Below are 12,116 nucleotides of genomic sequence, written 5' to 3'. Positions count from 1 at the left end.
CACATATATGGAAACACTACGCGAATACCGATTAAAGGTCAACGTGAGCCAGTTGGTAATGGCCGAAATACTTCAAACTACCCGCAGCCAGATAGCAATGGCAGAGCGAGGAGACCGGCCGCTGCCGCCGACAGCAACCCGAAGGCTGAAAATAATGCAGTCGCTCACCATCGATCTTTCAGCAACCAATGGGCTGGAACTACCGGAAATCAATCCGGCTGAATCATCGCTGGCAGAAGAAGCCCTGGCAGTATGGGAACGCCGCCTGCAGGACAACAATTATCTGCGCTATCGATTAAATGCAAAACTCTCTGATATGAAAGAAGCATTTGCGGCAGTGTGTGCTTTACGCCTGGAGTGGCATAAGGCAGCCATCGCCATCAGGGAGAGTGGAGGCAGCCAGGCGGAGATTGATTACTTCAACAACAAACAAAAACACATTCAACCAAAAATATTGACCTGTGGACGGATTGCGCAACTCCGGCTGCAGTTATCAATCGACTTGCTTTTGGCCGAAGCAAGCCTTTTAAACCAATACCTCTTGTCGGCGACGGCCGACAAGGGATCGCCTATGGAGCCTATTGTCCATTAAAAAACACCGTCATGAACTATTCAGTTCAATTGCTGACCACCGTTGAAAACTGCGACCTCGTTATCGAAGCCGCCACGATGGAAAGATCCGAGTTGGAGTTTAAAAAATACTCCCTCGAAAAAAAGCGCAACACCAGTACCAACAACACCGCTGCCATTGAAGCCGAAATACCGGCGGTGCTGGCGGAGATCTCAGCGTACGAAACCGTACTGCTAACCTTGCCCGAAGGTGAGGCCAAAGAAGGGATGGAAGCCAAGCTGGTAAAGGCCAAGTACAAACTCTTCCTTCTCCAACAAAAACGTGCCAGCTATGGGGTGATCGCCGTGCTGGGAGTAGAACTGGAGATAGGATCGGTAGAAGCCAGCATCGCGGAAATTGTGGTGTACATCGCCGCAGTAAATGCGAGAAAAGCGGGTTTGTAATTGCTGTGAAGGCTGTTGCTAACCTTCACCATTGCACCAGGTGACAACGGACTGCAGCCGTTATTGCCTCCCGCAAGTTGGAATGTGCCTGTGCTGTGTGCCGCCGAATGGCAGGAGGAGCGTTCTGATTTGTCACGAATGCACGAATGAAATGCAAAAAAGAATCGATTCTTAGTTTTTATATGCGGATGCTTCTGCACACCGCATTTGATAGTGCCCGCCTCTATGGTCACATTCATCATCAGGGAAAAACCTGTAAATAAAACTGGTGAGTGATCTAAAGGCTGGCACCTATTTTCAAAAGAATAAGCAGGTGAAGATGATACAACAGGGTAGTGATAATAAACCTGCCACATAAGCTATGTACTTGCTCCTGCTTATTCTTTTTCCATTCAATCATCAAAAGCCAGTGTTATGGAACTGGAACTCAAACGAACTTACTTGCCCAAAGGAACGAATGGCGAATTGTTTTTCAACTCTAAAAAAGTATGTGCAACTATTGAACTGCCATGGAAAAATAACAAGCCAGGAATGTCCTGCATACCCGAAAAAAGATATCAGGTGGTAAACCGAACAAGTAAAAAGTTTGGGAAACATCTCTGGTTATTGGATGTACCGGGGCGATCACTCATTTTGATCCATCCTGCCAATAATGCTTTGAAACATTTGAAGGGATGCATCGCACCGGTTTCACGGGTAATAGGTGCAGGCATAGGCCAATCATCAGTACTGGCATTGAATAAGTTGCTGGCATTGATAGATGTCCATGCCAAACAAGACAAGGTTTACATCACCATCAGTAGCATCGATGCAACTCCCAAAGTGCAGCGGTAGCCACAAGGTGAAGGCAACCAATTATGAACTTTTCAACAGATGAACATGAATCAAGTGATCACCCGGATGAAAAAGAAGACACCCACGTTCTTCAAAAAACTCCGCAACATCGGCCTCGGGCTGGCCGCAGTAAGCGCCGCCATTGTGGCCGGGCCGGTAGCCTTACCGGCCATTGTAATTAAAATAGCGGGATACCTGGCCGTGGCCGGTGGCGTTGCCACCGCCGTAAGCCAGACTGCCGTAAAACGCGACAGCTGATGGATAACTCTTTTTTCAACAGCCCCACCAGGTCAGGCACTGCCGGAGGGCTGCTCACTGTACTGCTCATCAACATTGCCGGCAAGGACGTATTAAAAACAATCGTACTGGCGGCGATAGGAGCTACGGTAAGTTTTTTGATCTCACACGGCTGGAAGCTGTTGCTGAAAAGATGGAAACGTCCTTAACGTTTCACCAGGCCGTACCGCTAGTGGCGGTGCGGCCTTTTTTTAAAAATTTAAACATCATGAACTACATACTGGAAAAAATAACGGATAAGAAACTGATGGGCGAGGTACTCCAATTTTTAGAGAATTATCTTGCTGAACTAGGCTCGAACCAGGAGACTCTTCTTAGATCGAGAGAATACCTACTCAACCGCCATATCAAACTCAGCGTTGAGAAAAACGATGTGCCCGACGAATTGGAAAACCTGCTTGAACATCTTATAGAAATTGATGATCATACGGAACGAAGATTGCTGGTGGAAATGCGTAAGGTCAAAGCAGACAGGCAGAATCGTAAAATAGAGAAATGCAGCCCGAGGGCGATTTTGTTTGCGGAGATGCAGATTAATAGCAAGGAGAAGGAAGTTGATGAGGTATTGAAACTGATTTTTAGTTGTAAAAATGCGCAGTTGTGACAGGAAAGGGTTCTGGTGCTTTTGGAAACCTCTGATAAAATTTGACATTGTAATCATTATGACGAACGCAAACCAGTCAACTTTAGCAAACACACTAAAGCTGGTAGCAAGCCGTGGCACACAATTGCGCAGTACAACCAACGGCGGCGAATACGGGGCATGTATAGATTAATAACAGTTATTGCCAAAAGGCTGCACTTATTTCAACTCCTCCGTATTTTTACTGCTGCACCATTATTTAAATGTTACAGGTTTGTTTGTAATCGAGTAACGGTAATGGTTTCAGGGTAGAGTGGGTTGGTATTTTTACTTGATTTTTTTTACACGCAATGTTAATTCAGAAAAAAAAATTAGGTTCGGGGTGTAATTCTTTATCACCCTAAACTATCAACATGAGCACTCCTAAGCTCATAATCCTTGGTACATTTTTTACACTCCTAAGCCATGCATTGTTGGCGCAGGCAGATAGTACTATGGCTACGCTCAAACAAATTCCCGATAAATACATTGACCAGGTAAATAAAAAAATTGACAAGTACACGCATCGCCTTAACTCCAAAACGGAGAAAACACTCGTGAAACTTTGCCGCTGGGAAAACCGTGTGCACATACTGTTACAGAAGACAAGCCCTGAAACAGCTCAGCGGTTATTTGCCAATAAAGACCTCACGTTTGCAGGCCTGTTGGAAAAACTTCAAAAGGGAAAAACAATAGCGGCTAATACTACTTCGCAATACAATGAATACCGCGATAAACTAAGCACCGGCCTTAAATACCTTGAACAACAAAAAGCGCTGATCGATAGTAATGTGGTAAAACCGGTGAAGGTTACCAGGCAAAAGATGGATGAACTTGAAAAGGACATAGCAGAAACGGAGGCTATACAGAAGTTTATCAAAGAGCGGAAACAACAACTCATCAGTGAATCGATCAAATACATAGGCAAGAGCAAATACCTGAGTAAGATCAATAAGGAAAGTTATTACTACGTGGAAACGCTTAAGAACTATAAAGAGATTTTTTCCGATTCTAAAAAAACAGAACAAACTGCCAAAGAGCTCCTGAATAAAATTCCGGCCTTTCAAAAATTTACCCAGCAGAACAGCATGCTGGCTTCTCTGTTCGGCGCCCCAGGCAATTACGGCACTCCACAGAGTCTTGCCGGACTTCAAACCCGCTCCAGTATAAACAGCCTGATCCAAGACAGGCTTGCCGCCGGTGGCCCCAATGCCCAAGACATGATGAAACAGCAGATGCAGGCGGCACAAGCGGAAATGAACAAACTCAAAGACAAGGTATTAAAAGCCGGTGGCAGCAGCAGCAGCGATGAGTTGCCGGATTTTAAACCCAACAACCAACGCAGCAAAACCTTTTTGCAAAGGCTCGAATACAATTTCAATGTACAGTTTGCCAAAAACAATCTGCTCCCTTCTACTGCTGATATCGGGTTGGGGATGGGGTACAAGATCAACGATAAGAGCAGTGCGGGTATTGGTATGAGTTATAAGCTGGGCATGGGATCAATTCAGCGTATCCGCTTCACGCATCAGGGCATCGGCCTGCGCAGTTACGTGGATTGGAAAATGAAGAAAAATATTTTCATCAGCGGGGGTTTTGAAATGAACCATATGGCTGCTTTTCAAAAGATCAGCGAGCTGAAAGACAAAAGTGCATGGCAGCATAGTGCCTTGATTGGCTTGAAAAAGAAATTGCCCGCAAAAGGCAAACTGGTGAAGAATACACAAGTACAATTATTATACGACATACTGTTCCGTACACATATACCTATTAGTCAGCCTGTGGTATTCAGGATGGGGTATGGATTTTAAAAAATTGCAAATAAATCAGTATTAAATCAAAGCTATGTTTAAGATTATTTTACAGCTGAGTTTGTGTTCTTGTATCTTTTTGGGGGTTAGTTACGCACAACCAAAGCCTGCAGATGTATTGCCGCCGTCACCCAGGGCTTCTGCATTTCACTTATATGGAGATTATCCGGTAAGTTTTTCGAGAGGTTTAGCCAACATATCTATTCCACTTTACACGATCAATGTGCATGGAAAGGAATTTCCAATCACATTACGCTATCACCATTCAGGAATTAAATTTTACTCTACCGAGGAATCCAATGTAGCAACAGGCTGGCAGATAGATTTTGGAGGGCTTATTTCTGTAATGAAGCTCGGAAAAAATGACTTTTCCCGGGCTTTTACTACGCATTCATTTTCTTCGTTCAGCGAAAATGTCAGGACTGACTTTGATGAACTTCAGAAGATTTTTTTTAATAACAATCTGACCAGCGAACTCGATGCCCAACGTGATATTTATTCCTACGACTTTTTCGGTAATTCTGGAAAATTCATTTATGATAACTTAAACAATAAGGTTAGCAAGTTCGTTTATAATAATCTCGATTTTAAAATGGGAATAACGAATAACTTATTGAGCTATATTGACGCTTATGATGAAACGGGATTACGTTACCGCTTTGGTAAAAATTTGGTTGCAAATACTGCTTATGCTGAAAGTAGCGGTGGTAGCAGTACCTCTCTGTTATTAACGGATGTGGAGTTTCCCGAAGGAGATAAAATCAGTTATATCTATAAAGCTGCCGCGGGCGGATATAGAACTACTCCTGCCCATTATGCAAAAGTTGTGGACTATTTGCTCGGCACTGCGCCGCCAACTGATCCAACTGGAATTGTGGCAGGGCCACAGGTTTCTGTAACACCCTATTCAACGATGATAATACAGGAGATAACCTTTCCTAACGGGAAGGTAGTATTTAGTACAGGTACAGGAACTGAAAGGATTTCACAGATTGATATTTATAACAACACAGGGATTATAAAAACAATAAAATTTAACACCACTGATTTTGACGGTCAGCAAAAAAGGTTTTCACTCAATTCTTTGGAGTTCAAAGATCCGGCAAATAACAACAGCTCGGTATACTCGTTTGAATATAATACCGGTCGTTTTCCCACAACCGCTAATACTACCGGGCTGGATTATTGGGGCTATTACAATGGCCAGACATCCAATGTGACATTGGTGCCTAATTTTTCTATTCCCTACAGAGAAAATGTAAATGATGTTCCTGCTAATCGCCCGATCTATTCAGTACTTTCAGCCGGTTGTAACAGAAATGTGAACGAAACACTTATGCAAGCATATATCCTCAAAAAAATCACTTATCCTACCGGAGGTAACAGTCAATTCTTTTACGAGGCTAATAGGTGGGGAGCTACGAATAAGCTGGGCGGAGGGTTGCGAATCCAAAAAATAATTAACAATGATGGGGCAGGAAACTCTACCACCAAAACATATGAATATGGGCAAGGATATCTGGAACTAAATCCGGAAACTTCGGAAAACTATTTAAGTGGAACGAGAAATTGGGGCCAAACAGTCAAGACAACCCCATCATGTCTTGTTACCGCATACTCTTACCGGACACGCTATTATGCCGCAGACATGAATGGTTCACTAACCATGGGTGGAGGAAACCAGGTTGTTTATTCGGACGTTACGGAATACATAGGAACAGCCAGCCAGAATACAGGTAGAACCAGGTATAAATTTGAGAATTATGGCAATGGCTATGCGGGGTTTAACAGTAATGACCTCTTCGTGCCATATCTCTCTTCGTGGAACAGTAACCGCTCAGGCAATCTGTTGGAAAAAGTAATTGAAAAGAAAAAGGATGATGGTAACTGGGATTTTGTACAAAAAACAACTAATACATATTCTTTTATATCAAAAGATGTATTGGAAGGCTTGAATATAGACAGGATTCTTGACTTGCCGGAGAGTTATACTGCATTGGCCTGCAATCCTACTTATACATTATATGGGGGTACATATATTAACTATGACGCCTTTATATTTTTTCGGGACAATTATTTATCCTTGCTACCTAATAAAACCTTATTCAGATATTACTCATATAGTATCCCTACAGGGTACTACAACTTAATGTCCACAACAACAGAATCCAAATCTTTAGATGGGATACTATCCACTACAACCAGCTATGTTTATGGCATTCCTGATTTTCTGCAACCTACTAAAGAAATCAGCCAGACAAGTAAGAATACTACTATCGAAAAACGCAACAAATATGTATTCTCATCGGGCTATGCAGGTGTTGCACCCTATAATGCGATGATTCTTAAAAACATGGTGAACCCGGTGTTGGAACAAAGTGTATATAGTGTAAACTCGGGGGTGGAAACCTTATTACAGACATCGAATACCATATATAAGCAATACTACAGTAATGTCATAAAGCCTGAAAAAAATACCATGTTTTTCGGAAATAATGCAAGTAATAAATACTCTTTGATGTACGATTACGATGTGAAAGGTAATCTCATTATGCAACGAAAAGAAAATGACGTACCGGAAATTTATTTATGGGGCTACGGCGGTAACTATCTTATCGCAAAAGTGGTTAATTCGGACTACGCTACCGTGAGCGGTCTTGTAGATCTTAACGTGTTGAATGACGTTAACAGTACCCAGGCCCAGGTCTTGGCCCAGCTGACAAATCTCCGCTCGGGTCTCGCTACAACTTCCGCACAGGTAACTACCTACACGCACAAGCCATTGATTGGAAAAACATCAGAAACTGATATCAATGGTCATACTACTTATTATGAATACGATTCGCACCAACGCCTGGCATTGATCCGTGATCAGGACAATAATGTTGTTAAAAAGTTCTGCTATAATTACTCAGGGCAACCAGTGGATTGCAGCAGCCCTTAACTACTACGTTTGCCATTGGCAATGAAAATCCAGTTATAGGATGTTTGCCTGTTGATCGGTATAATGTTACGATTTACAAGCCTACCGGCTCGTCATTTTGATTATCCGGAAGATAAAAAATTAACCAGATGAAACTTTTTAGAAGAAACCTTTCGCCAACCGTGTTGCTGATTTTTTTATTGTCTGCCCTGGGATTCACTTCCATCGGGCAACGTACTGTTCCTTCGGCATATCCGGGTGGAGTGAATATAAATTTTGTACGTACCTGGGAAGCCACTGCTCCGGAGCAGGATGGCAATGCATTGATAAGCCGTCCGCTGAGAGATGCGAAGATGACCACCCAATACTTTGATGGATTGGGACGTCCTTTACAGATGGTGATCAAACAGGGGTCGTTGGTTACGGACGGTTCTGGAGCGACCGACCTGGTGAGCCCGGTGGAATACGATGAATTTGGACGGGTACGCTATCAATATCTTCCTTACCCGGAAGCAAGCGCCAACACAGGGGATTTCAAAACCAACCCATTTGCGGCGCAGGCGACCTTTATGAATACCCAATACAATACCACCCAGGGCGATAGCTGGTACTATGGTCAAACTGATTATGAAGCTTCACCATTGAATCGTGTGCTTAAAACCATGGCACCGGGGAATAACTGGGTTGGAGCCGGGCGTGGGGTAAGTGTGCAGTACTCGGTGAATACGCCGACAGATGCGGTACGTATCTGGAACGTGACCAACCAGTCCGGTGCGTTCGGGAGTTATGCCAGTCCGGGGGCTTACCCAGCCGGCACTTTGTACAAAAATATCACAACTGATGAGAGAGGCAACCAGGTGATTGAGTTTAAGGATAAGGAAGGCAAAGTGATTCTGAGAAAAGTACAACTGACAGCGACCGCTGATTTGGGTACCGGCCGCGACCATACCGGCTGGCTGTGTACTTATTATTTGTATGACGATCTGAACAACTTGCGTTGTGTTGTACAGCCTCGTGGCGTGGAACTGATTAGCCCAACCTGGGATCTGACAGATGCCACGATCCTGGCCGAGCAATGCTTCAGGTATGAATATGATAATCGCAACCGGCTGATCATGAAAAAAATGCCGGGGGCAGGTCATGTCGATATGGTTTATGATGCCCGCGACCGGCTGGTAATTATCCAGGATGCGGCGATGCGGAGCGCGACGATACCTAAGTTTTTATATACCCAATATGATGAGCTCAATCGCTCGGTGGCTACTGGTATCTATGAAACTTCTAATTTCTCCATGGCAGATTACCGGACATTGGCTGCCGACAAAACTGATTTTCCGTGGAACTATTTTGGCACATCCATTATCCCTGAGCTACTGACCAATACTTTCTACGATAGCTATGCGTGGCAATCGACCTATACCACAGGATTAGCCGCCGGTTACGACAACGGGTACGACACTTATTTTGAACCGGTGAGTAATACCGTGTGGCCTTACGGACAATCCAACACCGCTACCAGCCAGCTGAAGAATATGGTAACGGGCAGTCGTACCAAAGTGCTGGGCACATCCACCTGGCTTTACACTGCGATATACTATGACGCTAAGGGAAGAACGATACAAAGCAAAACTACAAACATCCTGGGAGGGATAGATATTTTGACCACACAGTATACGTGGGCTGGTCAGCCGTTGGTGACGGTATCAAAAACCAATATCACCGGCACCAATGCCCAGGCCAGCGTTACAGTATCACGTATGAATTATGATGACCTGGGACGTGTCGTTTTAACTGAAAAGAAAATCAAAAATAATCTGGTTAATAGTGATGTGATGCCGACATATAAAAAAATCAGTAAATTAGCTTATAATGCATTGGGCCAACTAAAAAAGAAAAATCTTTCCCCTGATTTTAATAGTGGTTCAGGTTTGGAATCATTGAATTATGATTATAATATCCGCGGCTGGATTTTAGGTATGAACAGAGATTTTGCAAAAGACCTGAATACGGCTAATTATTTTGGTTTCGATTTAGGATATGACAAAAACGCTGGCATACTTATCAATAGCACGGGTTATGCTGCACCACAGTACAACGGCAATATAGCCGGCATGTCCTGGAAAAGCAGGTCAGATTATGAGAAACGTAAATACGATTTTACTTATGATGCCGCCAATCGGTTGATGTCGGCCGATTTTAACCAATATACCGGTGGTACATATAATAAAACCTCCAATATAGACTTTAGTTCAAAAATGGGAGATGGAATGAATCCAACTTCTGCTTATGATGCCAATGGCAACATTTTGCAGATGCAGCAATGGGGATTGAAGTTGAATGCCAGCGCACAGATTGATAACCTGACCTATTCTTATAACGATAATAGTAATAAACTTGCCAAAGTGAGTGACGGGATTGCAACAGCAGATAACGGAAAAATAGGTGATTTCAAAGACGGTTCTAATGGTGCCACTAACGATTATAATTATGATGCAAACGGTAACCTAAACCTCGATAATAATAAAGCGATCAGTAATATTATTTATAATCATTTGAATCTTCCTTCAGTTGTTGCTGTCACAGGAAAAGGAACAATTTCCTACCAGTATGATGCTGTTGGTAATAAGTTATCGAAATTGACCACCGAACCCAATGGAACTATATTATACAATGGAACGAATGTGAATACCAGTATTACTACCACTACCAGCTATATTGGGGGTGCAGTTTATGAAACTAAGGATTATGGTAACACTGCGATCCCGACCAGTATGGAACATACAAACCAGCTTCAGTTTATGGGACATGAAGAAGGGAGGATACGTTTCATTGCAGGAGCCAGTCCGGCTCTGGCTTACGATTATTTCGTAAAAGATCATTTGTTAAATGTCAGGATGGTGCTAACGGAAGAACAGAAATTAAATGTTTACCCTGCGGCCACGGTGGAGGGTATCCCTGACAAATACGTCAACTCGATGGTGAGTTATGAAAGCCAGTTTTATAAGATTGACAATACCAAAATAGTGACCGGGCTACAGATGCCTTCTAATCAGTCTTACTATAATTACAATGTAAACCCTCCTGGCAACCCCAATTATCCCGCTAACTGTAGTCCTACAGAAACAGACGGAAGTGCTAGTGTGTACAAACTAAACGCGACTACTAACAAAACGGGGTTGGAGTTTGTAATAAAAGTGATGGCGGGCGATAAGATCGATATTATGGGTAAGTCCTATCACACCAATGTCGCCTCTATAAGAACCAGCAATTCCACTTTGCTGACTTTGACGGAATTGATGACTAATTTCCTGGGATCACCTAACAATGCTGCTGCTATCAAGGGCTTTACAGCTTCCGGATTGAGCTCGGCAAACTCAGCCTTGATACCTTCCACATTTTTCAGAGGTGGATATTCCGAATCAGGGTCTACTACGCCAAAGGCTTATATTAATTATATATTTTTCGATGAGCAGTTTAAATATGTAGATGGGGGCTTTAGCCGGGTAGGTGTTAACGGCCAGGTGAAAGACCATTGGTCAGAGGATGCGGCTTTGCAAGGTATTAAGGTTCCTAAAAATGGATATATATTTGTATATGTAAGTAATGAGAGCAATGTCAATGTTTACTTCGACAACCTACAGGTAATACACAAGCCGGGAGCGATAGTTGAAGAAACGCATTATTATCCCTTTGGGTTGACCATGGCGGGCATATCCTCCAGGGCAGCCGAAACATTGGAGAATAAATTGAAATATAATGGCAAGGAGGAACAACGGAAAGAATTTAGCGATGGAAGCGGGTTGGAGTGGATGGATTATGGGGCGAGAATGTATGATAATCAGATAGGAAGATGGAATCATATAGATCCTTTGTCGGATAAAATGCGGCGGTGGTCACCATACAATTACGCTTTTGATAATCCCATAAGATTTATTGATCCCGATGGGATGCGGCCAGATCCAATTCATGACCCAAATGGTAATTTAATTGGGGACGATGGAAAAAAAGATAAAAAAATACATATTCTAATCAATAAAGAAGATGCGAATACTGTTCAAAAAGATGTTAAAGATGGGAAGACCCCTAATATCAACGGCATGGCTAAAGTAACATTAAATGGAGGGAAGAAAACTGTTGAAGGAGTAGAGAATTCAGTAAAATCAGAGAAATCTAATACAACTCCAAACGCAAAGGACAAATTTTTGCATGAGGAAGGGGGGCATACCTCTAAAGACGAGAATGGAAATATAAACATTGTACCTTGGACACCGGGAGCTAAAAAGACAGGAACTAACAATGCCACTATACCACCATTTAGTGGTAAAGAAATCCCTGACGGGGTCTTAGATTATTGGCATGTACATACACAAGGCACCGTAACTTCGACAGTTACGGACGAGAATGGAGATCAGGTTACTGCTACAACTCATGCGGAACCGAGTGGGCCTGCTCCGGCGGATAGAACGTTCCATGCAGAAAATACAATCAAATTGGGGAATTCGACGGCCATTCAAGTCGATACATACGGAGGGAAAATCATAGTGAATTTTTATTACGGTGCAGGTACTTATTTTAGTATGGACTACACCGATTTTTTAAAATTAAAATAACCTAA

9 protein-coding genes are annotated in these 12,116 nt (G+C 43.0%); all 9 read left to right on the top strand.

The genetic code is table 11. The annotated features are described in order from the left end of the window. The first annotated feature begins 7 nt into the window (after positions 1 to 7). The 9 genes from EGI32_RS00695 (at position 8) to EGI32_RS00655 (ending at position 12,111) form a co-directional block, all read left to right on the top strand. Positions 8 to 592 carry a hypothetical protein gene (locus tag EGI32_RS00695; RefSeq protein WP_255153426.1) on the top strand — a complete coding sequence of 195 codons (585 nt, stop codon included), beginning with the start codon at positions 8 to 10 and terminating at the stop codon, positions 590 to 592. Positions 593 to 603: 11 nt separating this feature from the next. After that, entirely contained in the window at positions 604 to 1,014 is a 411-nt protein-coding gene (locus tag EGI32_RS00690; RefSeq protein WP_255153425.1) for a hypothetical protein, read from the top strand. Positions 1,015 to 1,428: 414 nt separating this feature from the next. Then, entirely contained in the window at positions 1,429 to 1,848 is a 420-nt protein-coding gene (locus EGI32_RS00685; protein WP_255153424.1) for a DUF5675 family protein, read from the top strand. 39 nt (positions 1,849 to 1,887) lie between these two features. After that, positions 1,888 to 2,106 carry a hypothetical protein gene (locus EGI32_RS00680; RefSeq protein WP_255153423.1) on the top strand — a complete coding sequence of 73 codons (219 nt, stop codon included), beginning with the start codon at positions 1,888 to 1,890 and terminating at the stop codon, positions 2,104 to 2,106. Then, entirely contained in the window at positions 2,106 to 2,294 is a 189-nt protein-coding gene (locus tag EGI32_RS00675; RefSeq protein WP_255153422.1) for a hypothetical protein, read from the top strand. Before EGI32_RS00680 ends, EGI32_RS00675 begins: the two co-directional genes overlap by 1 nt. A gap of 59 nt (positions 2,295 to 2,353) precedes the next feature. Beyond that, positions 2,354 to 2,749, top strand: a complete 396-nt coding sequence (locus EGI32_RS00670; RefSeq protein WP_255153421.1) for a hypothetical protein — start codon at positions 2,354 to 2,356, stop codon at positions 2,747 to 2,749. 392 nt (positions 2,750 to 3,141) lie between these two features. After that, positions 3,142 to 4,578, top strand: a complete 1,437-nt coding sequence (locus tag EGI32_RS00665) for a hypothetical protein (RefSeq protein WP_255153420.1) — start codon at positions 3,142 to 3,144, stop codon at positions 4,576 to 4,578. A gap of 34 nt (positions 4,579 to 4,612) precedes the next feature. After that, positions 4,613 to 7,522, top strand: a complete 2,910-nt coding sequence (locus EGI32_RS00660; protein WP_255153419.1) for a hypothetical protein — start codon at positions 4,613 to 4,615, stop codon at positions 7,520 to 7,522. Positions 7,523 to 7,650: 128 nt separating this feature from the next. After that, the gene (locus tag EGI32_RS00655) at positions 7,651 to 12,111 is read left to right on the top strand and encodes a DUF6443 domain-containing protein (RefSeq protein ID WP_255153418.1); all 4,461 of its coding nucleotides are present in this window, start codon (positions 7,651 to 7,653) and stop codon (positions 12,109 to 12,111) included. The last annotated feature ends 5 nt before the right edge of the window (positions 12,112 to 12,116 follow it).

The sequence above is a fragment of the Ferruginibacter sp. HRS2-29 genome (assembly GCF_024343615.1).
Lineage (GTDB): Bacteria > Bacteroidota > Bacteroidia > Chitinophagales > Chitinophagaceae > Ferruginibacter.
This window is presented reverse-complemented; position numbering and strand designations above follow the sequence as displayed.

Excerpts from the sequence above, each read along its gene's own strand:
- EGI32_RS00695 (WP_255153426.1), top strand. The coding sequence starts at position 8 with ATGGAAACACTACGCGAATACCGATTAAAGGTCAACGTGAGCCAGTTG.
- EGI32_RS00690 (WP_255153425.1), top strand. The coding sequence starts at position 604 with ATGAACTATTCAGTTCAATTGCTGACCACCGTTGAAAACTGCGACCTC.
- EGI32_RS00685 (WP_255153424.1), top strand. The coding sequence starts at position 1,429 with ATGGAACTGGAACTCAAACGAACTTACTTGCCCAAAGGAACGAATGGC.
- EGI32_RS00680 (WP_255153423.1), top strand. The coding sequence starts at position 1,888 with ATGAACATGAATCAAGTGATCACCCGGATGAAAAAGAAGACACCCACG.
- EGI32_RS00675 (WP_255153422.1), top strand. The coding sequence starts at position 2,106 with ATGGATAACTCTTTTTTCAACAGCCCCACCAGGTCAGGCACTGCCGGA.
- EGI32_RS00670 (WP_255153421.1), top strand. The coding sequence starts at position 2,354 with ATGAACTACATACTGGAAAAAATAACGGATAAGAAACTGATGGGCGAG.
- EGI32_RS00665 (WP_255153420.1), top strand. The coding sequence starts at position 3,142 with ATGAGCACTCCTAAGCTCATAATCCTTGGTACATTTTTTACACTCCTA.
- EGI32_RS00660 (WP_255153419.1), top strand. The coding sequence starts at position 4,613 with ATGTTTAAGATTATTTTACAGCTGAGTTTGTGTTCTTGTATCTTTTTG.
- EGI32_RS00655 (WP_255153418.1), top strand. The coding sequence starts at position 7,651 with ATGAAACTTTTTAGAAGAAACCTTTCGCCAACCGTGTTGCTGATTTTT.